Source organism: Synechococcus sp. A10-1-5-9 (assembly GCF_047716785.1).
GTDB lineage: Bacteria > Cyanobacteriota > Cyanobacteriia > PCC-6307 > Cyanobiaceae > Synechococcus_C.
The window spans coordinates 376,629-398,322 of sequence record NZ_CP180406.1 but is presented as its reverse complement, the minus strand read 5'-3'; the positions used below and the strand labels follow the sequence as shown (position 1 = coordinate 398,322).

General features: G+C 56.0%; 16 protein-coding genes. 3 read left to right on the top strand and 13 right to left on the bottom strand.

Features of this window, described 5'->3' with window-relative positions; genetic code table 11:
- Positions 1-67: 67 nt before the first annotated feature.
- Positions 68-751, top strand: coding sequence for a ribulose-phosphate 3-epimerase (rpe, locus tag ACLM45_RS02450; RefSeq protein WP_415410399.1), 684 nt, complete (start codon positions 68-70; stop codon positions 749-751).
- Positions 752-2,058: 1,307 nt separating this feature from the next.
- Here the strand turns inward: rpe and ccsB are convergent.
- The 8 genes from ccsB to ACLM45_RS02410 all read right to left on the bottom strand — a co-directional run bounded on the left by ccsB (position 2,059) and on the right by ACLM45_RS02410 (position 11,014).
- A complete protein-coding gene (ccsB, locus tag ACLM45_RS02445; protein WP_415410397.1) occupies positions 2,059-3,018 on the bottom strand; it encodes a c-type cytochrome biogenesis protein CcsB in 960 nt (319 codons plus the stop codon).
- Positions 3,019-3,066: 48 nt separating this feature from the next.
- A complete protein-coding gene (locus ACLM45_RS02440) occupies positions 3,067-4,221 on the bottom strand; it encodes an LptF/LptG family permease (protein WP_415410395.1) in 1,155 nt (384 codons plus the stop codon).
- An 8-nt stretch (positions 4,222-4,229) separates the two neighbouring features.
- Complete coding sequence (gene lptB / locus ACLM45_RS02435) at positions 4,230-4,958, bottom strand: LPS export ABC transporter ATP-binding protein (protein ID WP_415410393.1); 729 nt, start codon at positions 4,956-4,958, stop codon at positions 4,230-4,232.
- A complete protein-coding gene (locus ACLM45_RS02430) occupies positions 4,955-5,353 on the bottom strand; it encodes an LptA/OstA family protein (protein WP_413331242.1) in 399 nt (132 codons plus the stop codon). The genes lptB and ACLM45_RS02430 overlap by 4 nt, the downstream gene beginning before the upstream one ends.
- A 97-nt stretch (positions 5,354-5,450) precedes the next feature.
- Complete coding sequence (locus tag ACLM45_RS02425; protein WP_006041300.1) at positions 5,451-5,795, bottom strand: DUF309 domain-containing protein; 345 nt, start codon at positions 5,793-5,795, stop codon at positions 5,451-5,453.
- A 26-nt stretch (positions 5,796-5,821) separates the two neighbouring features.
- Positions 5,822-7,624 carry a translational GTPase TypA gene (gene typA, locus ACLM45_RS02420; protein WP_006041299.1) on the bottom strand — a complete coding sequence of 601 codons (1,803 nt, stop codon included), beginning with the start codon at positions 7,622-7,624 and terminating at the stop codon, positions 5,822-5,824.
- Between the two features lie 64 nt (positions 7,625-7,688).
- Positions 7,689-10,247, bottom strand: coding sequence for a DUF3656 domain-containing U32 family peptidase (locus ACLM45_RS02415; RefSeq protein ID WP_415410392.1), 2,559 nt, complete (start codon positions 10,245-10,247; stop codon positions 7,689-7,691).
- A 2-nt stretch (positions 10,248-10,249) separates the two neighbouring features.
- Positions 10,250-11,014: a M15 family metallopeptidase gene (locus ACLM45_RS02410; protein ID WP_415410391.1), complete on the bottom strand. Its 765-nt coding sequence runs from the start codon at positions 11,012-11,014 to the stop codon at positions 10,250-10,252.
- Between the two features lie 109 nt (positions 11,015-11,123).
- Between ACLM45_RS02410 and chlP the strand changes: the two genes are divergently transcribed.
- Positions 11,124-12,497: a geranylgeranyl reductase gene (gene chlP, locus ACLM45_RS02405; RefSeq protein ID WP_006041296.1), complete on the top strand. Its 1,374-nt coding sequence runs from the start codon at positions 11,124-11,126 to the stop codon at positions 12,495-12,497.
- A gap of 52 nt (positions 12,498-12,549) precedes the next feature.
- On the opposite strand, the gene glyS is transcribed toward chlP, so the two are convergent.
- Positions 12,550-14,709 (bottom strand): glycine--tRNA ligase subunit beta, encoded by a 2,160-nt coding sequence (gene glyS, locus ACLM45_RS02400; RefSeq protein WP_415410390.1) that lies wholly within the window; start codon positions 14,707-14,709, stop codon positions 12,550-12,552.
- 77 nt (positions 14,710-14,786) lie between these two features.
- Between glyS and ACLM45_RS02395 the strand changes: the two genes are divergently transcribed.
- Positions 14,787-16,547, top strand: coding sequence for an NADPH-dependent assimilatory sulfite reductase hemoprotein subunit (locus ACLM45_RS02395; RefSeq protein WP_415410389.1), 1,761 nt, complete (start codon positions 14,787-14,789; stop codon positions 16,545-16,547).
- Here the strand turns inward: ACLM45_RS02395 and ACLM45_RS02390 are convergent.
- From ACLM45_RS02390 to tsf, 4 genes are all read right to left on the bottom strand, one after another.
- On the bottom strand, positions 16,544-17,269 hold the full coding sequence (locus ACLM45_RS02390) for a M15 family metallopeptidase (RefSeq protein WP_415410388.1): 726 nt from the start codon (positions 17,267-17,269) through the stop codon (positions 16,544-16,546). The genes ACLM45_RS02395 and ACLM45_RS02390 overlap by 4 nt on opposite strands.
- Positions 17,270-17,355: 86 nt before the next feature.
- Entirely contained in the window at positions 17,356-19,887 is a 2,532-nt protein-coding gene (recG, locus tag ACLM45_RS02385) for an ATP-dependent DNA helicase RecG (RefSeq protein ID WP_415410387.1), read from the bottom strand.
- Entirely contained in the window at positions 19,848-20,975 is a 1,128-nt protein-coding gene (locus ACLM45_RS02380) for a hypothetical protein (protein WP_415410386.1), read from the bottom strand. Before ACLM45_RS02380 ends, recG begins: the two co-directional genes overlap by 40 nt.
- Before the next feature lie 2 nt (positions 20,976-20,977).
- Positions 20,978-21,637 (bottom strand): translation elongation factor Ts, encoded by a 660-nt coding sequence (gene tsf, locus ACLM45_RS02375; RefSeq protein ID WP_006041290.1) that lies wholly within the window; start codon positions 21,635-21,637, stop codon positions 20,978-20,980.
- Positions 21,638-21,694 lie beyond the last annotated feature (57 nt).

Here is a 21,694-nt window from a genome sequence, read left to right as displayed (position 1 = left end):
GCGCGGCTAACTGTATCAGCGACTTCCGCACTCCTTACAATCACTGGGTCTCAGCAGTCTTCTCGTCATGAGCACCAAGTCCCTGGTGGTCTCCCCATCCATTCTTTCGGCGGATTTCTCACGACTCGGCGAGGAGGTCAAAGCTGTTGACCAAGCCGGTGCGGACTGGATTCACGTTGACGTGATGGACGGCCGCTTTGTGCCGAACATCACGATCGGTCCCCTGATCGTTGACGCACTTCGACCGGTCACGGCCAAGCCTTTAGACGTGCACTTGATGATCGTCGAGCCTGAGAAGTACGTAGAAGATTTCGCCAAAGCCGGCGCCGATATCATTTCGGTTCAGGTTGAGGCCTGCCCTCACCTGCATCGAAATCTTGCTCAGATCAAGGATCTCGGCAAGATGGCTGGTGCTGTTCTCAATCCCAGCACACCGCTCAGCACCCTTGAATACTGCCTCGAACTGTGCGATCTCGTGCTGATCATGAGCGTCAACCCTGGTTTCGGTGGCCAGAGCTTCATCGACAATCAGGTTCAGAAGATTCGTGACCTGCGACGTATGTGTGAAGAAAAGGGTGTAGATCCCTGGATCGAAGTGGATGGTGGCGTGAAAGGCGGAAATGCCTGGAAAGTGATAGAAGCTGGTGCCAACGCCATCGTGAGCGGGTCTGGAGTCTTCAATCAGCCTGATTACGCCGCTGCCATCCAGGGCATTCGTGACAGCAAGCGACCGGAAGCTGTTCTGGTCTGACGCCGTCGTGAGCTGTTCCCACTGATGGTTCACCTTGCTCGGTGAGTCATCAGTGGGAACCCCTGAATCAAAGGAAATCGCAATGATCGTCGTCGCTGTCTGCTTCCCTGGCTTGGATGGCTAGTGCAGACAGAGGCAAAAGAATTGCAAGTCCAACAAAAATTTCCATGAAGCGGTTCCTTGGAAAACCAAGCATGGGGTGATTTCTCGACAGGAACTGCAGTTGTCAATACCTTTCAAGGAACATATTGATTTTCCTGGGAGAAGTCCATTTTATTCATCATTAAAGTTCACACACATCCGTCGCATCAAGCACAGTTGCGAACGATTGGAAACCATTAGCTTGACGTGAGCTAGTCAAGGATCAATGACTTCAAAGCAGTCACCAATTTCCTCATCGGCAAAAAGTTCATTTACCGACCGGACCTACGCAGTCGATTATTATGTTTGTGACAACGATCACAACTGTAGAATTGTCCCCCATTCTTGGCTGGCCGAGCAAACATCTAGACTGATGATGCGATATTCTCAATCAGTCCTTGAGACCAAAACTTGCTTCACTTTTCCTGAATAGCATCAATTGCAAGTATCTTCACAAGAGGTCACAAATACAGGCACTCTCACGGAAGACATCGTTAGCTCAAAACTGAGAAAACAAGATCCTATCGGCCGACGGCAGAACCAGAGCCCTGGCATCAGTGCAGCGCTTAACGCTCGGAGAATAATAATTTTTGTCGACGAGTCATTTAAAAGCAAAATGCAACCACTCATTAATTTCATGCAACTTGCCAACAACCAGCAAGTCAGAATTTTACTCAGATTGTACTGAAAGTTTTAGACAAAACCATATCCTCAATATCCAAGACAAATACAGGCCCCTCTAAGAGCAATCACAGGATACTCTCATACAAAGCAGAGCACTTAAAATATAGTTAAGACGGGAGGGAATATTCACGCTCCAATGTCCAATCAATGCGCCAATAAACACATGCAAGTCAACAAAACTGACAACACAATCACAGTGACAGTGACAGGCTGTGGGATGAACAGCCAGACAATCATCTTCGACAAAGGCTATGACACGCTATGGAGGATGCGCCAGTTCACATCAGAAGGAGTACGCATTCCCGGATGGTCTTACGAGGATGTTCAGACCTATCTGAACACACTGTGGTAAAAGGGAAAATCCTCAAAATCAAAGAGACCAACGTTAAGCTCTGCAGGAGAGGCGTGTCACAGACAAGGGTCATAAAGAATCTAATCGTTTAGAACTTTCATGTCATCAACCAAAACCTCAGAGATTGTTGTTACCCAAAAAACCATCCATAACTATGCAATCCGATGCCGAGTAGATTCACTCCGATGTAGCAAACAACAATGACAAACAAACCAGCGACTGCGACCAGAGCTGGACGTCGTCCCTGCCAGCCGCGGCTGAGACGGGTATGAAGATAAGCCGCATAGACAAGCCAACAGATCAACGCCCAGGTTTCTTTAGGATCCCAGCTCCACCAGCTTCCCCATGCTTCGTTAGCCCAAACGGCGCCACTGATGATTCCTACGGTTAAGAGAAGGAATCCCACTGTGATCGTTCGATAACTGAGACTATCGAGCTGCTCACTGCGACTGAAATCCAAGGAAGACAACTGCAGATCCGGTGAAGCTTGCAAAACCACAGAGCCATCACCGACTGGCGCTGGTATCGCCCGGCGAAAGGCACCCGTTCCGATAGAACTGCTTCTCAGCTCAAGCTGCTGCTCCCGGTCCGTGAAAAGAACCGCTACCGAAAGCAGCGATCCCACCAGAAGAGCGGCATAACTCACCATGATCACGCTCACGTGCATGACCAGCCAGCTGCTGCGAAGAGCGGGAACCAGAGGAGAGGCCTGCTGAAGCTGATCAGGGAGAGCAAAACTGGCAAAGGCAATGCACCCCAGGCCCATGGGTGTAGCCGATGCCGCCACGAGCGGTGAGGGCCACTGACGCTCCACCAGCAGCTGGGTGAGTGTGCAAGCCCAAGCGAGGAAACAAAGAGATTCGTAGAGATTGCTGATCGGGAAATGACCGGACTGCCACCAACGCAGCACCAACTGCGCTGTTAACAAAAGATTGGCCATTCCAAGAAGCGAGCGGACAGCGCTGGAGCTGCGGCCATTGGACAGAGCCCAGAAACTCCACGGCAGCGCTGTGAGCAGAAGAGCGAAGGCAATCAAACCAAGAAGCAGAACCGGTTCTGAGACGATTGATTCAAGATCGAGACTCCCCAAAACAGACACCGGACGAACTATGGATGAATGAAATTCTGCCGGAAAGGATCAGCGGCTGGCCTGCCGAAGCAAGAAACCGCCACCTGCCAGAGAGATCAACACCGGCGACCAGGCCGCGAGCAGCGGAGGCAGGGTACCCTTCACTCCTAACGAGCTGAAGCTGAAACTGAGTACGTAATACACGAGAATCAACACAACGCTGATACCGAAACCCTGACTACGGCTCGTGCGGTTGTTCGGTTTAGCTCCGAGACTCGCGCCGATCAGACCGAAGACCAAACAGGCCATTGGCAAGGTGAATTTTTCCTGAATCCTTACCTCCAGCCTGCGTGCTTCCTTGATATCTCCTGCTTGTTGCAGCAGGTCCTTGGCTTGAAGTGCTTCAACCACCGTCATGTTGTTCGCATCCTTTGGCAACTTGGCAATACGGATCGGTGCTGCGCTCAGTGGATAGAGGTATTGGTCGAAATCAGCGGAAGTGGTGCTTCCTGAAGGAGTCAGGGTGAGGATCTGCCCATCGAAAAACTGCCATTTTGCCTGACTCTCATTCCAGACTGCTCGATCAGCAACAAGCATCTGAGTGAAACCAGCGCGGGTGAAATCAAGAACGGTCACTTCGTTCATCACACCATCTCGAAACTTTCGGGCATAAAACAACTGCGCCAGGCCTTTATTAGAAGTGCCATCAGTTTCTTGAAGGCGACCGAAACGGGAATAGACAATATTGGTTCCCTTTTCTGTTGCAATTGCCTTCCCTAAAGCTCGAGCGAGAGTCGTTTCAGCCGAGCGATTGGCTCTCGGTACGAGTACGTCGTTAAATATAAAAGTTAATCCGGACATCACCAATGCCAAGATCAGAGCAGGCACGATCATTCGCGTAGCAGTCACTCCCACGCTGCGAAGAGCGGTGAGCTCACTGTTGGCGGACAATCGGCTGTAAGCCAACAACGAAGCCATCAGTGTGGCCATCGGAAATGAAATCACCAGAAAACTGGGCAGGCGCTGTAGAAGCACCTGCACTGCAATCCCCACTGGCAGACCAGATTCAACAATCTGACGCACCAGTTCGAACATCACCCCAACGGAGAGGGACACAACGGTGAAAGCGGCGACAGCGAAGAGCAGAGGACCCAGCAGCTCACCAAGCAACCAACGGTCCAACAAGGGAATCCGATGGATGAGACGTTGAATGGAGGACTTCATGGATTCGATCACAGTTGAAATCCCTCGCCGAGATAGTGGCGCCGCACCAACGGGTCATGAGCGACCTGCTCAGAGAGACCGGAAGCCAGGATGCTGCCATCAGTGAGGATGTAGGAACGATCTGTGATCGCCAGGGTTTCACGGACGTTGTGATCGGTGATCAATATCCCCATGCCGCGTTGCCGCAACGAATGGATGAGTTGCTGAAGGTCGGCAACGGCCAAAGGGTCCACTCCAGCGAAGGGTTCATCGAGGAGCAGATAACGGGGGCCTTCCAGACCTACGGCCAAAGCACGAGCAACCTCGCATCGGCGCCGCTCACCTCCTGATAGTTGATAGCCGCGACGATTAAGAAACGGTTCAAGATGAAAGTCACGGATCAACTGCTGAAGACGCTCCCTGGACTGGGATCGGGCGAGTCCGCTTTGATCAAGCACCAATTGCAAATTTTCCCGCACCGTGAGCTGGCGAAAGACGCTGGGTTCCTGGGGGAGATAACCGATGCCAAGCCGAGCACGCTTGGGCATGGAGAGGCTGGCGACGGGATGACCATCCAGTAGGACCTCCCCACTGTCCGGCCGGAGGAGACCGATCACAAGATTGAAACTGGTCGTTTTTCCGGCACCATTGGGACCAAGTAGACCAATCACTTCACCTGGTTCCAGGCTGAGGGTGAGATTTTTCACCAGTGGACGACCTCCCAGGCTGAGGGAAACGCCATTGAGGCTCAAACTCATGGCGTTAGTGGTGTCTGTGCAGGCTGCTTGGCGCGGATCATCATCGTGGATCTCACCTGATTGCCCTCGGCGGGCAGGGCCACAGCCCGCTCATCGTCAAGGCTGTACGTCACCCGTTCCGCCCGCAGTGTGCTGCCATCCTCCTGAATCAGATCAACGTCGCCACTCAAAACCAACCTCCCTTCTCGGCTGAAGTATTGCGCCTGCCGGGATGTTGCAACCATGCCCCTTGCTGGATAAACAATTCTCACGTTGCCTGAGGCCGTGACGACACCGGTGAGGTTGTCGGCGCTCTGGCTGTCGGACTCGATACTGATCAGACCAGCTTCGACTGATTCGACGTCATCAACGGGTGCGGGCAAAGACTGAGAACGCACCAGTTCGACCGATGCCATTGCCAAGAGAATGGCCAATGGTCCTGAGAGCCATGACATCGGAGCCTTCGTACGCGACTTGAAAAGCAAGGGAGCGTCTCAAGAGACAATCAAGATTTCATGGTCCCACGGGATCATGACAAGAGGAGAGGGATGGGGGCGGAAGCTGCTCTGGGTCCCCATCGTTTTGAAGAACAAGTAATCGAGCGCTCGCCAAAGCGTGCAGGAGTGTGAGATCGAGCCCCAGCGCTGTTGGAAGTGATGCCTTCAGACGGCCGATTCCCTCACCGAGAAGGATGGTGGCTCCGCGTGCATTGCCTCTCTCAAGGTGGACATGCGCCACAGCAATCTGAATGATTCCCTGAAGCAGGCGCCGCTCAGGATTGACCTGCTCATGCCAAAGCTCCTCGAAGGCATCGTGAGCTTCATACCAGGCTCCGGAGTTAAAGAGCTCAAGAGCCATAGCGAAACGAGGATCGTCGACAAGCTTCAACGCTTGGCCATCCTCTTGGCAGGCAACTTGCGGAGACGGATGGACTCCGGAGTGACCTCAAGCATTTCATCGGGGCCGATATATTCCAAAGCTCTCTCGAGAGTCATCTGAACGGGAGACTGAAGCGTATCGAGTTCTTCCGCTCCAGCAGATCGCATGTTGGTGAGTTGCTTGGCCTTGCAGACATTGATTTCCAAATCCTGCGGGCGATTGTTCTCACCGATAATCATTCCCTTGTAGACCTTAGTGCCAGGCGAGATGAAGAACTGACCGCGATCTTCGGCATTCTTCAGGGCGTAAAACGTGGCTGTACCTTCCTCAAAGGCAATCAGAACACCATTTCTGCGGGTATCGAAGTCACCCATCATTGGCCGGTATTCAAAGAAAGAATGGCTCATGATCCCTTCGCCTCGTGTGGCACGAATGAATTCACCTCTGAAACCAATTAGACCGCGGGACGGCACAACAAACTCCAACTGCGTGCGTCCATCCTGACCGGTCTCCATGTTTTGCATCTCGCCCTTTCGGGTGCCGAGTTTCTCGATACAGGAGCCCACCGCCTCTTCAGGCACATCCATAACGAGAGTCTCCACAGGCTCACAAGGAGTGCCATCAATTGTTCTGAAGATCACCTGAGGCTGGGATACCTGAAACTCATAACCCTCGCGGCGCATGGTTTCGATCAAGATTCCCAGGTGAAGTTCACCCCGGCCACTGACAGCAAAGCGATCTGGAGAGTCGGTGTCCTCCACCCGCAGGGCCACGTTGGTGAGAAGTTCACGTTGCAGACGGTCCCGCACCTGACGACTCGTGACGAACTTGCCTTCCTTCCCCGCGAAGGGAGAGTCGTTGACAACGAAAGTCATCTGAAGGGTGGGCTCATCCACCTTGATCAGTGGGAGTGCCGTCGGCTCATCGGGGCAGGCAATGGTTTCCCCGATGTTCACATCATCGAAACCGGCAACGGCAACGAGATCGCCGGCAGCGGCGTTCTCAATTTCAACCCGTTGCAGCCCTTCAAAACCGAGAAGCTTGCTGATGCGTCCCTTCTTGACACTGCCATCGTCTTTGATGAGTGAAGCGCTTTGCCCCTGCTTGATCACGCCGTTGTGAACGCGACCGATAATGATTCGCCCCAGGAAATCGGAATAATCAAGGGTCGTGATCTGGAGCTGAAGAGGCTTCTCTGGATCACCGACCGGGGGCGGGACATGACGCAGGATCGCATCGAACAGCGGACGCATGTTCTCGCTGTCGGTTTTCATATCGGGTTTGGCAAATCCTCCCAAACCACTTCCGAACAAATAAGGAAAATCGCACTGATCATCGTCAGCACCCAGCTCGATAAACAGATCCAGCACCTTGTCAACAGCCGTCTCGGGATCCACGCGGGCCCGGTCGATCTTGTTGACGAAAACAATCGGCCGCAGTCCCTGTTCGAGCGCCTTCTTGAGCACGAAACGGGTCTGGGGCATGGGTCCCTCGTTGGCATCAACGATCAGCAGACAGCCGTCCACCATGCCGAGGACACGCTCGACCTCACCACCGAAGTCGGCGTGGCCAGGGGTATCAACAATGTTGATGCGCGTTTCGTTGTAAGTGACCGCAGTGTTCTTGGAGAGAATGGTGATGCCGCGCTCACGCTCCAGATCATTGGAGTCCATCACGCAGGTGGGCACGGCTTCGTTGTCGCGGAAGATGCCCGATTGGGCCAGCAGAGAGTCGACCAAGGTCGTCTTGCCATGGTCGACGTGGGCGATGATCGCGATATTGCGAATCGCCTTTTGCTGGGCACTCATGGGGGTCCGTGGAGGGGGCGAAGGGTCGCTGGGACGCCCGGAGGCGCAGCCGGTGAAGACTATCTCAACGTGAGATCAATGTGGTTCCCTGCTCACGATCTGCGCGAAGACTGCCCCTGGTGACGCCGAGACGATGCACGATCTGTTCGTGACGCCAAACCTCAGCAGAAGGCATGCGCCCTTGGATTGCGTCGCCGTAAAGCTGCACACGCCGTTTGGTGGCCTCAGCATCTTCATCGAGGAGATCAAGCCGGAAATGCCTCAGGCCCCGAGCGCGCATAGCTGGAAATGCCTCAACACCGGTTTGAGCTGTTCCGTTGAATAACGTGTTCCGACATCCGAGGTCAGCCCGCAGAGGGTGTTCGATGCCGCTGCGATCCCTCAGCAGAACGTTGTGGGTCTCACAGGGTCTACCGCAGTCCGTGTGGTCATGCCCATCAGACAGCAGAGAGCAGAAGAGACAATGCTCCATGTGAAACAGAGGCATGTGCTGGTGCAGCACAACCTCCAGACGATCGGAAGGCACGTTCTCGGAGAGCTCCAGCAGCTGGTGAAGGTTGAGGTCACAACTCGCTGTGACGCGTTGAAGTCCCCAGTGTTCAAGAAACCAGAGCAGCGTTAGGGGATTCGCCACATTTAAGGTGAAATCTCCCCGACAGGGACCCGTGTCGCTGAGACGTTCGAGCTGATCAGCATTGCGCACCAGGAAGCCATCGGGTTTGGCGCGCAAGAGCGGCTCCAGAGTCCATCCCTCATCGGGACGCGTCACCCTGGGACCGGTCAACCAGATGCCATCACTCCAGCAACCCCGGGCAATGGCAACGGCCTCCTTGAGGTCTCGGGGCTGCTCCAGGTCAGCAACGACCCCTTGAATCGGGGTCTCGTCGCCGAGTTCCATCAAGCCCTTGAGCTGATCGAGACTTCTCACCAGCACAGTGAGTCGAGGGGTCTGATCGGCAATGTCAGCCGGTAGACGGTTGATGCAGCTGCGAATCAGCTGACGTCGCTCATCACGGTTGGATGCTTCAAAACATTGGCGTTGTGTTGTCCAAGGGTTCCCAGGAACAATGCCCGCGTCCGCCATCTCCTGAAGCAAAGCCCGACGCAGACGGTTGAGCTCGCCGATCGGCAGAAAAAGGGACTCGGGGAGATCAAGACGCAAGTGATCAAGTCGCCAGCCTGTTCCTCCAAGACGCCCCAACTGAGCCATCAGACGCTCCCGATTCAGTCCGTGGTCTTTCGCAGGCTCTAGAGGTCGATCACTGACGACGGTCAATGATTGGCCATCCAGCGATTGTGGTGACTCCAATGCGAGCACGAGTGGTTCACCATCGCGACCGCTGACCGCCAGAGACAGCGGAAGATCAAGGGGAGGAGTCTCTCGACTGGCTCGCCGGCTCCAGGTTGATTGCCACTGGGGATCACTGGTGAGCCAGACAGGAGCTCCAGCGCACAGACCCGCCGTATCAATGCGGCCTGGTCCAAGCATCAGTCGCCAGCACTGATCGCCTAACGGCACCACCTTCATGATTCGACCGCCAACTTCTCGGGGAATCTGAAACGGTCCACCCTTGGATGAAGCGACCTCAAGAACCACTCCCTGACCGCACTGAGGCTCAGTCTCAGCCTGAATCTTGAGCCAACCGCGGGACAGAACCGACAGGAGCCGACCGAGGCACGGTCCACGTTTCTTGCTCCAACGACCGTGAACAAGGGCCGGATGGTCAATGCCCTCAAGCCAACCAGTGGTCAGGCCCCTTGAAAAACCAAGTTCAAGCTGATTGCTGATGGCGGCAGGTTCACTGACCACACCGTCAAGAGCGCGGCGGTAAACATCAGTCACCGCGGCCACGTAGGCGGCACTTTTCAGCCTCCCCTCAATCTTGAGGCTGCAGATGCCGATCCTGACAAGTTCCGGGATCAGTGACCATGCAGCAAGATCCTGGGGTGACAACAAATAACGCTGCTCGCCTAGGTCACGCTCCTCACCATCAACGATTAGCTGGTAGGGAAGTCGACAGGCCTGGGCGCATTCCCCACGGTTGGCGCTGCGTTGACCGAGCGATTCACTGGTCAGGCACTGCCCCGAATAGGCCACACAAAGAGCACCGTGTACAAACACCTCGAGCGGCACATCAAGGTGGCGCTGCTTGAGCTGTTGTTGCACCCGTTCCAGGTCTCTCAGGGTGAGTTCGCGGGCCATCACAACCCGCTCACATCCAGCTGCGGCGGCCTGAGCCACACCAGCGGCACTGGTCACCGACATCTGGGTGGATGCATGAAGAGCGAGATAAGGCACAAGCTCTCTGGCGAGCAGGCACAGACCAAGGTCCTGAACAATCAGAGCATCGACCTCAGCCGTCCAACAGTCCACAAGGAGCTCAGAAACCGTCTCGAGCTCTTCGGTGAAGATCAGCACATTGAGGGTGAGGAAGCCCTTGACCCCTCGGGCGTGCAACCAACCCATGATCTCCGGGAGATCACGCCGATTGAAATTCTCAGCTCGCAGACGGGCATTGAAGATCTCAACTCCGAAGTACACCGCATCGGCTCCTCCAGCAACGGCGGCCCGGAGTGCCTCCCAGTCTCCAGCTGGTGCCAGGAGCTCTGGAGAGATGTTCACTGTCAAAGACCGTCGGCCAACCGTCGCGCCGGTTCGAATGCGCGCAGTGCCTGTGAAGACCCTTCAAATCGCCAGTGCCAGGGCTCGTAGCTCACGCCCTGGGGATTGACGACTGGGAATGACAGCGTGAAGTGATAAACGGCGGCGTTGTCCTGAAGCCAGCGAAACGCGCGTGTGTTTTCGAAGGATTGCGAGAGATTCGTGGCTGGATCAGCACCGTCCCCGAAGTCAACGGCATAGCCAGTGCTGTGTTCTGAATATCCCGGTGGTGCAGAAACCTTGGCCCGTTCGGCAGCGGTTTGGTTCCGCTCCGATTTGACATCAAAAAAGATGTTTTTCTGTAGATCGTGAGATCGATAGCCGCTGAGAAGGCGCAGGTCCACGCCATCAGCGGCGGCCGCTCGACGCATGGCATTCAGAGCCAGAGCAGCATCACGATGAAGCTCAATCCCAGCCTCCACCGGCACGAGAGCGTCGAGGCTCACCTCTGGATAAGGAAAATGTCCGAGGAGACGACCATCACGCGAAGGTTGGGCATCGATGCCTTCAACAAGCTCTGGGGAAGGATCTCCAGGCCCGTTGAGCAACTCTGGAACCATCGGAATCAGCAGAACCGCGGCAATGGACGATGAGAACACCACCCCACTGGCAAGCAGTAGGCCAAGACGACGACGTTTCGGAGCGGCGGCGGGACTACGACGAGCTACAGGAATATCGTCGCGTCTTTGATCGCGAGATCTGCTGCGTCTGGCGACAGCCGGAGACACGACTTCATTGCAGTGATGTATCGATCGTAAGGGGAGGCGCCAGGGTGGCCCCCGGATCGGTACTCATCGGTGATAGCTTTTCAATAACAATCCAGCGGAGTGAGCTGAGATGCTGAGAGTTGCCGTCGTCGGAGGTGGTCCGAGCGGATCCTGCGCAGCTGAAATTCTTGCCAAGGCTGGCATCAGCACCTGGTTGTTTGAGCGAAAGCTCGACAATGCCAAACCCTGTGGGGGAGCCATTCCGCTTTGCATGGTCGAGGAATTCGATCTGCCGGAGTCGATTATCGACCGCAAGGTTCGAAACATGAAGATGATATCCCCCTCCAACAAAGAGGTTGATATCCAGCTTGATCCACTCGGGTACGACGATAATGCCTATATCGGCATGTGCCGCCGAGAGGTCTTCGATGCTTTCATGCGCAACCGGGCTGCCGAGCTCGGCACAACCCTGATCAACGGTCTTGTCCAGAAGATCGACACGGGCAGCGCTCGTCAAGGTCCGTACACCCTTCATTACGCCGACTACAGCTCTGGTGGACCAACCGGTGAGTTAAAAACCCTCGAGGTGGATTTGATCATTGGCGCAGACGGGGCTAATTCCCGTGTCGCCAAAGCCATGGATGCTGGCGATTACAACGTGGCCATCGCCTTCCAGGAACGCATCAAGCTTCCTCCTGAAGAGATGACCTATTACGAGGATCTCGCCGAGATGTACGTCGGAACCGACGTTTCTCCCGATTTCTACGCATGGGTTTTTCCGAAATATGACCACGTGGCCGTTGGAACCGGGACCATGCAACAGAATCAGTCCCTGATCAAGGGATTGCAAAAAGGAATTCGTGAGCGGGCCCGCAAACGCCTTTTCAAGGGCGAAGTGATCAAAGTTGAAGCTCATCCGATTCCGGAACATCCCAGACCCCGTCGCGTTGTTGGTCGGATGGCCCTGGTTGGTGACGCCGCCGGTTATGTGACCAAGAGCTCCGGTGAAGGCATCTACTTCGCAGCGAAAAGTGGCCGGATGTGTGCCGAAGCCATCGTTGAGATTTCAGCGAACGGCAGCCGCGTACCCACGGAAAAAGAGATCAAATCCACGTACCTCAAGCGTTGGGACAGAAAGTACGGAGCCACTTACGCCGTTCTCGACATTCTCCAGCGAATTTTCTACCGGAATGACGCGGCGCGAGAGGCATTCGTGGAAATGTGCGATGACCGAGATGTACAGAAACTCACCTTTGACAGCTATCTGTACAAGAGGGTGGTGATGATGAATCCGTGGCAACAGGTGAAACTCACCCTGCGCACCCTTGGAAGTTTGCTTCGGGGTGAGGCCCTCGCCCCAGCTGGTTACGACGCCGTTCCTTCCGCTGTGGGACGTTCGGAGGGAGATTTTCTAGCGGATGAAGCGGCTCAGGCCATCAAGGCTCAGGTTCACACTGAATCGTCAACAGAGACGAAGGAACGACCCACCGTCACAACTGGGTGAAGACTCCATAGCTGAATCTGCGTTTTGCAGATTCAGCTGCAATCGTCCCATTTCAAGACTGAATGTTGTCGAAACGGGCCAACACAAACGCTTGGTTGCGCAGCACTCCCAGCAAATTGAGGCGATTGCGCCGAATCGATGGATCATCGGCCATCACCATCACACTCTCAGCACCATCAAAGAAGGCTTCAAGTGCGCATGCCGCACCCTGGAGTTTCTGAGCCAAGCCTTCGTAGTCTCTTGCGACGGCGAGCGGACTCATCGCTTCGAGTTCCACTAACAGCGAAGCCTCGCTGGGTGAATCGAAGAGTTCGGCGTCTACCACACCTTCGACACACAGGCTGGACAAAGGCAGATCTCCTTTATCGGCTAAGCGGGATGCACGTTGGACGACAGCCTGCAATCCCTGCAAACGACCAGAAGTCCGGAGGTTGTTCAACAGAAGCAGGCGATCCCTCGCATCCACTGGATCCTCCAGCAAGCGGTCAGTGCTGACCCCATCACCGCTGACTGCCTGCACCAAATCAATTTCAAATCCATCCTCTTCGAACTGAGACACCATCCGCTGACGGAGAAGTTGTCCCAGATCATTGGCCAAGGCTGAAACTTCAACCTTGAAAGCCGGGAAACGTTCAGCCCAATGCGTTGCTGCCGTTTTGAAGAGTGACTGCAGGGGGAGTCTCCAGCCACGATTCCACAGGATCTGAACAATTCCATTGCCTGCTCGCCGCAGGGCATAAGGATCAGAAGATCCAGTAGGGCGCTGACCCTTCGCAAAGATGCTCAACAGCAACTCGATCCGTTCCGCGAGAGCCAGCAGAGCTCCTGCATCACTGGTGGGAGGAGCATCACCGGCACCAGCAGGCTGGTAGTGCTCTGCCACAGCCAGAGCCACGTCACGGACTTCTCCTTCCTCAAGAAGGTACTTACCGCCCATCAACCCCTGCAGCTCAGGGAATTCCCCCACCATCTGACAGACGAGATCGTGTTTGCAGAGATGGGCAGCGCGTCTGGCATGGCTGGCGATGGGCCCCTCAAGTTGAAGCGCGAGCAGCAGTTGGTCCATGACCCAACTCATTCGCTCACTACGGTCCAGAAGCGTGCCCAGACCCTCGGCAAAGGTGACCTGTGCCAAATTTGCCCGCCGTTGCTCACTGGACTGACGACGATCCACAGTGAGAAAGAACTCGGCATCGGCCAGCCGGGCTCCAAGAACGCGTTGATTGCCGCTCACAATGGTGTCCGAAGCTGGTTCCAACCCATTGCTCACCAGAAGGAATTCCGGCCTCAGAACATTGCGGGACTGAAGTTGCAGGGGGTCTGAACCTGCCTGCGGATGCAGGAGTGGGACATAACGCTGATGGGCCTGCATCACCGTGACAATCACCTCCGGTGGTAGATCAAGAAAGCGATCCGCGATCTTGCCCTTCAACACTGAGGGGGTTTCAACCAGATCCACAAGCTCCTGAAACAGTGACTCAGGACAATTCGCTTGTCCACCGCAGTGCTCGGCCTCCTGCGCGATTGCCGTGCGGATGGTTTCAGCGCGTCGTTCACGATTCACCATCACCCCGGCTCGGGCCAGTTGGGCCAGAAGTTCCTCGGCGGACTTCACATCCTTCAGCGGTTGATGAAGACGATGACCACGGCTTGTGCGACCGCTGGTCACCACAGGATCAGCCGCATCAAGAGTCACAGGGATCAACGCATCCCCGAGGAGGACCACTAACCAGCGAATCGGTCGACTAAAGCGCTGCTCTCCACATCCCCAGCGCATAAATCGACGCCCCTGAAGACCATCGATCCAGCGAGGAACGTACTGGCCGAGTAAAGCGGAACTGGCCTGCCCTGGAGTCTTGACCTGCGCGAACAGACAAGGGCCTTTCGGCGTTTCCCTGGGCTGAAGATCCGATGGATCTACACCGCAGCGTTTGGCAAACCCGATGGCAGCCGGACCAGGTCGACCATCCACGAAAGCCGAGGAGACAGGTGGTCCTTTGCGGTCTTCTTCCAGATCCGGCTGAGAGTCAATCAGGTCTTTCACAACCACAAGCAGCCGACGCGGCGTTCCTGTCACCGACAGCTCACCGTGAGCGAGCCGCAAATCGTTGAGATCACTGCGAACCCTCTGCTCCAATTGCCGAAGGGCCGAGGGAACGAAATCGGCTGGGAGTTCTTCAGTGCCGATCTCAAGCAGAAACGTGTTCGCCACAGCACGTACGTGTCCAAGACGCGACTGTATTGGAAGCCGCTTCGCTAGCTTCAGAGAGTTGATGCAGCTCTTTGCCGGTGAGTCAGTCCAGTGTGGAATCCGCCACGGAATCAACCACTGCCAGGCTGCCGAAGGCTGAGCAACGCAAGCTGGACAGTCATCATCTGCGGGACCCCCTGCTAGATGAACTCTCGAATGAGCTCCCCTACTTCAGTGAAGACGCGCTTCAGCTGCTGAAGTTTCATGGGAGCTATCAGCAAGATGACCGGGATAAGCGAGAGAAAGGGAAAGAGAAGACCTGGCAGATGATGCTGAGGTTGCGTAGCCCAGCAGGACGCATTCCGGCAAGGCTTTTCCTCGCCATGGATGATCTTTCCAATCGCCTTGGCGATGGCACCCTGCGAGCAACGACCCGACAGGCCTTTCAGATGCATGGCATCCCAAAAGGTGATCTGAAGGAAGTGATCGGAACCATCGTTGAAAACATGGGGTCCACACTGGCGGCCTGTGGAGACATCAACCGCAACGTCATGGCACCGGCTGCGCCTTACGCCAAAGGTGCTTATCCGGCAGCGCGTCAGCTGGCTGATGAAATCGCGGATGTTCTCAGTCCCGAGGCTGGTGAAGCGTCTTATCTCGAGCTGTGGATCGATGGTGACCTCAGTTATCGAATCAACCCTTCGCGGATGGTGAAGGCAGCCCGTTCACGTCAGCGTGATGTCGGAGTGTTTTCAGGTAGCGACGATGAACCGCTCTACGGAGACACCTACCTACCCAGAAAATTCAAAGTAGCGGTCACGGTTCCTGGAGATAATTCCGTCGACCTTCTGACCCAGGACATTGGTCTTGTGGCCTTCACCGATGCCACAGGTGCCCTGATCGGCTGCAATGTTTACGTGGGTGGCGGCATGGGCCGCACCCACAACAAGGAAGAAACGTTCGCGAGGATCGCTGACCCTCTTGGATACGTCGAAGCGAACGATGTGCTTGATCTAGTGCAATCGATCTTGGCCTTGCAGCGTGATCACGGTGATCGTCAGATCCGAAGGCACGCCAGGATGAAATATCTCGTTCACGACAGAGGTGTGTCCTGGTTCAAGAGCGAACTGACGCAGAACTACTTCCATGGTGAGTTGAAGAGTCTTCGCAACGAGCCGAAAGCAAAACTCACCGATTACCTCGGCTGGCATCGACAGCAGCCTGGGATTTGGTTCGTTGGGATCCCTCTGCTCTGCGGAAGGCTCGAGGGTGCGTTTAAGGCTGGGCTTCGAGAGATCGTTGATCGTTACCAGCTCGAACTGCGTTTGACGCCTAACCAGGACGTGCTTCTGTGCAACATCGGCAGCTCCCAGCGCAATTCTGTTCGTGATGCATTGTCGAATCTGGGAATCAAAACGCCGGAGGCACCGCCACCGCTGGCACGTCATGCCATTGCCTGCCCTGCCCTGCCCACCTGTGGGCTTGCCATCACTGAATCTGAACGCATTCTTCCTCGGGTTCTTGAACGTCTGGATGCGCAACTCAGCAGGCTCGAAATCGAGAAGTCCTTGCTGTTTCGCATGACCGGATGTCCCAATGGGTGTGCCCGGCCCTACATGGCAGAGCTTGCGCTTGTCGGCAGCGGTGTGAATCAATACCAGTTGTGGCTTGGTGGTAGTGCCAATCTCCAGCGTTTGGCGAAGCCTTTCCTGCAACGCATGCCGTTGGATGAACTCGAGAGCACCCTGGAACCATTGTTCGTGAGCTGGAAGCAGGCTGGGGGGCGAAGAGGTTTTGGTGATCATGTGAGTCAGCTCGGTGACGAACGGGTTGCCGAACTGCTTACTTCCGCCCGTTAGTGGCCGTCCACTCGGCCGTAGACGGCCATTGATGCCTTAACCGTCCAAGCCCACAGCTGATCTCCATAGCTGTAATGCCACCATTCATTGGGATGTCGGACCAATCCGGCATGTTGCATGGCCGCATGCAGGTTGGAACGGCGTCGGTGCCAGAGGGCTTCAGGGCTGTTGTGATTAGCCCTTGCAGCAGATGCGTGGTGGTCTGGGAGCGATTCAGGACCGATGGCATCAATCGCTCCCCCCATGTTCAGAGGCGCTCCACGCTGATCGGCCAGCGTTAAATCAATGGCTCCCCCCGTGCTGTGAGGAGGAGGCGTCGACCGATCGTCACTTGGCGGTGCCCAGAAGCGTCCAACATCGCGCTGCACGTCCTCCAGCGCCATCGCCCAATGAGGCAGTGTCGGTTGAAGGCCTCGACGCACACATTCTTCCTTGACCGCGTGCTCCACCATGAAGGCCTGAACACTGACGGGGCGCCAAGCATCAAACACAAGCAACTGGATCGGGCCGATCTCAGGATCCGGATGCAGGGTGAGGTGGTTCTGGGCTTGAACGAGACGGGTCAAAAGGCTCGATCGGACCCTGAAGGGATCACCCTGATCTCCGTAGGGGGCACCAAGTTCTGCGTAGGGATGGGGCTCAAGGCAGAGAAACGTCCCTCTGAGCGACTCCAGCGGTTCACCGCAATCCTTGATGGCCACATCACTCCAGGGCCGGCGCATCGTTGGAATTCAAAACAGAAGAACTGTATTCACTCGGTCTCCGACTGAGAGCCCATCGATCCTTTAAGTCCTGACTGAACGGGGCTTCAGTTCAACTGCGCTGCTGAGGTCACACGGTTGCGTTGATCATCGAGCAAGCAGCGAAGCACCGGGTGATTGTTCAGATCAGGATCGTTGCGGAGGATATCGGCCGCTTCGTCCCGGGCCTCTTCCAAAACGGAGCCATCATCCGCCAGGCTGGCCAATGCCAGGTCTGGCAAACCAGATTGGCGGGTTCCCAGCACTTGCCCGGGGCCACGAAGCCTGAGGTCCATTTCGGCGATCTCGAAACCGTCCGTGGAACGCACCAACACCTCAAGTCTCTGCCGAGCTAGCGGATTACGGCTGTCGTTAATCAACAGGCAGCGGGATGCCGCAGCACCGCGACCGACTCGGCCTCGCAGTTGGTGAAGCTGTGCCAGTCCGAAACGATCAGCGTGATCAATCATCATCACGCTCGCTTCAGGAACATCCACACCAACCTCCACAACAGTGGTGGACACCAAAACCTGCGTTTCCCCGCGCGCGAAAGCCTGGATCACCGCCTGCTTCTCCGCACTCGGCAGGCGTCCATGCAGGAGCCCGACCTTGAGATCCGGAAACTCCTCCTCTTCAAGCTGACGATGCACGTCAACGGCAGACCTAAGGTCCATTTTTTCTGACTCCTCCACAAGCGGAAGCACCACATAAGCCCTCTGGCCCTTCTCCACCTCCTCACGGATCACGCTGTAGGCCTGATCACGCTCCGAGCCTGCCAACATCGTGGTCAAGATCGGCGTGCGTCCTGGCGGAAGTTCATCGATCTGACTGACATCCAGATCTCCATGGAGTGACAGAGCCAGCGTTCGCGGGATCGGTGTCGCTGTCATCGTGAGGAGATGGGGCTGGAGACCTTTTCCAAGCAGTCGATTGCGTTGGCGAACACCGAACCGGTGCTGCTCATCCACCACCACCAATCCAAGACGCTCGAACGCAACAGGGTCCTCTAGCAAGGCGTGAGTTCCCACAAGAACCTTGCAGCCCCCTGAAGCCACATCAGCGAGCAGCTGCCTCCGTTTCTTGAGAGGCGTGGAACCTGTCAGGAGCTCAACCGTGACATGCAAAGGAGGAAGCCATTGGCAGAGACTGTGGTAGTGCTGTTCCGCAAGCACCTCCGTCGGGGCCATCATGGCCCCTTGCCATCCGGCCTGGATGGCCTTGAGCAAGGCAGCAACAGCAACAACCGTTTTCCCACTGCCCACATCACCCTGCACCAGCCTGGCCATAGGCTCCGAGCGCTCGAGATCCTCATCGATCTCCGCCAACACTCTGGTCTGTGCCCCTGTGAATTGGAATGGAAGATTGTCAAGGAAGCGAGCCAAGAGACCGTCGCGATCCGAGGCGATCCTCAGTGATGGTGCCGCTCGCTGACGCAGTGCCGCCCTGCGTTGCATCAATCCGAGCTGAAGCAGCAGAAATTCATCAAAGACAAGACGTTGACGGGCCTGCTGAAGCTGCTCGGACGTCTCCGGTCGATGAATGGCCGTCAGCGCCTGATGCCTGTCCAGCAGCTGCCTAGCTTGGCGTCTTTGAGGTGGCAGTGGTTCAGGCCAGAGACGGACGGATGGCAGCGCCGCTTCCACCAAGGTTCTGAAACGATCGGCCGTCAGACCTTCCGTCAGGGAGTACACCGGCAACAGCCTGCCAATGCGTTTGGATTGCAAGGGGGCCTGAGCACTTTCCATCACTTCAATCAGCGGATCCTGAAAGCTCAGGCCGTAGGGACCATCCTTGACCAGACCGCTCACTGCAACGGTGGCTCCATTTGGATAGAGCCGGGTCTGTCCATGGAGATAGGAGGGATTGCTGAAACGCCGACCTGCCAGAAAACGACTGACCTTGATGCGTCCGGTGGGGTCCTGAAGCTGCAGCTCGAGAATGGAGAGATTGGGATTTCTCGGACTCGTGAAGCCGTGACAGCGACGGACGGTGGCAACGATGGTGGCTGTTTCCCCGGGAACCAAGGCCTCAATCCGGCGCAAGGCGGAGTAATCCACATAGTCCCTGGGGTAATGAAGCAATAGATCTCTGACCACCAGGAGACCGAGGCTGGCCAGGCGTTCCGCCTGCTTGGGGCCGATGCCACGGACCCGTGACAGTGGTGCGTCCAACGGCATGATTCCGTGGTGAGTCGCTGGAGCTGCCGGGCTGCTCGTGGCAACCTTCAATTTGGGAGGTGCCATCGGTCGGGTGGGTTCCAGGCGCTGACGAAGGGCATGGAGCCACTGCCTCACCGTGGTGACTAGCCGCCGACGCGCTGCATCACTGAGGGAGGGATAGGACTGAAAATCATTGGAGAACGCCTGCAGGCGTTCCTTGCAATCGGGCGGAAAAGGAATTCCTGGTGGTGCACCCAATTCACGGCTTAGGAAACTGTGGAATGTCTCCTGCCGGCCTTGAACATTGACGAATCCTCGCTCCGCCTCAAGCGACAGCGCCTGCTGGAGCGGGCGAATCCAGATCTGAAAACGCTCCAGAGCCTGATGATCCAGGCCAGGACTCAATGGCGCGGAGGGATCTCCGTTCGGTTGGGCCACCAATGGGTTTGAACCTCCCTGGTGCTTGAGCGACGTTGCCAGTGTCGCTCCTTAACCACAAGAGTGGAGAGATAACGCCGTTGCTGCTGAATGCGTTCGCGGCAACGGCGCAGAGAGGGATGATCGAATTCCAGCTCAGAGCTGCGCAGAAGTAGGCAGTGGCTTTCAAAGGACTGCTCATCAGCAGCAACGGGCAGCGGGAGATGGAGTCTCAGAAGATTGGACTGGGAAGCCTGAGACGGCAGCTGACCGTTCATGGCGGCCTCCAACAACTGGATGGGTAGAAGACTTCTGATGATTCCCGCCCGCATCAGCTCCACATTGAGCGCATGGGAAAGATTGCGGAGGCGTCTGCAAAGGGCTGCATCAAGTCCCTCAATCCAGGCCAGCAGATCGCTCGGTGACGCTGGCATCAACTGATTCGATGATGAAACCGACCGCAGCAACGAGCTCTCCGAAGGTGTCATGGCTTCACCGGAAGAGACCTGGGCCTCCCTTGTTTCCATTGACTCACTGGCCAAGACAAACAGGGAACGGAGCAGATCCAGTTCCGTAGCCTCTTGAATCGGTGGTTGTTCTTCATTAGAGGACTGATCCGCTTCAGCCCCACCACGGTCTGAAGATTGCGGGTCAGGGACCAAACCATCGATCAAGTCAGGACGATCGAGGGGAAGCGACAGTCCGAGATGAATTTCATGACAGGGCTCTGAGGCAACCAGCGTTTCAGAGGAACTGGCTATTGCCTGAACCTGGAGGAGGCGGCTGCGCTGGGCATCCGCCCTTAAACGATCGGCCGTGACAAGCAGCTGCTCGACAGTGATCAAGGTGGTGGTTTTCTGAACAAGTGCATCAACCCGGAGATGGATGCTTTTCAGGCCATCCCCTCTGCGGATCCGCGCGTCCACATCGCGGTCACAGAGAAGATGCTTGATCGCGGTTCGGACGGCCTTGGGGAGCTGATCGCGAACAATCTGAAGGTAGAGCGCTTGCTCCCGGTAAATCGAGGGGGATAGAGAGCGACATCGCTTGGCCAAACGCTCCAGCTGGAGGTCTGGATCATGACGATGGCGACTCTCCGAGTGAACCTCCAAAATCAGCCCTTGGTCATGGATGCCACTTCAGCGGCAAAATCGTTGTCTTCCACTTCGATGCCCTCACCGAGGGTGTAACGAGTGAAGCGACGCACCTTCACATTTTCACCGATCTTTCCTGCCGTCTGCTTGACGAGTTCGGCAACGGTGAGAGAACTGTCTTTGATGAAGGGTTGCTCCATCAGGGCCAGTTCTTTGAGTCGCTTGTTGATCCGACCTTCGACAATCTTTTCCTTCATTTGCTCAGGTTTGCCATCGAGATCATCACGTCCCATCTCAATGGCCTTCTCTCGCTCACGGATCTCGGAAGGAATCTCATCGGTGTTGACATACTCCACACCTGGGCAGGCAGCCACTTGCATGGCCACGTCCCTGAGCAACTCCTGGAACATCTCGCCTCGGGCGACGAAGTCGGTTTCACAGTTGACTTCGATCAGCACGCCAACACGGGCTCCGGTGTGGATGTAGCTGCCAACAGCACCTTCCGCAGCGGTGCGTCCTGACTTTTTCTCAGCGCTGGCGATACCTTTCTGACGAAGCCATTCGATGGCTTTGTCAGCATCGCCGTCAGTGGCTGCAAGTGCTTTCTTGCAATCCATCATTCCAGCGCCGGTCTTGTCGCGCAGGTCCTTAACGAGCTTGGCGGATACGGCAGCGGCCATCAGAAGAGAAGGAGGGGAGTGTTTGGGCAAAAAGCCGCCTTTCCAAACATTCGGAAG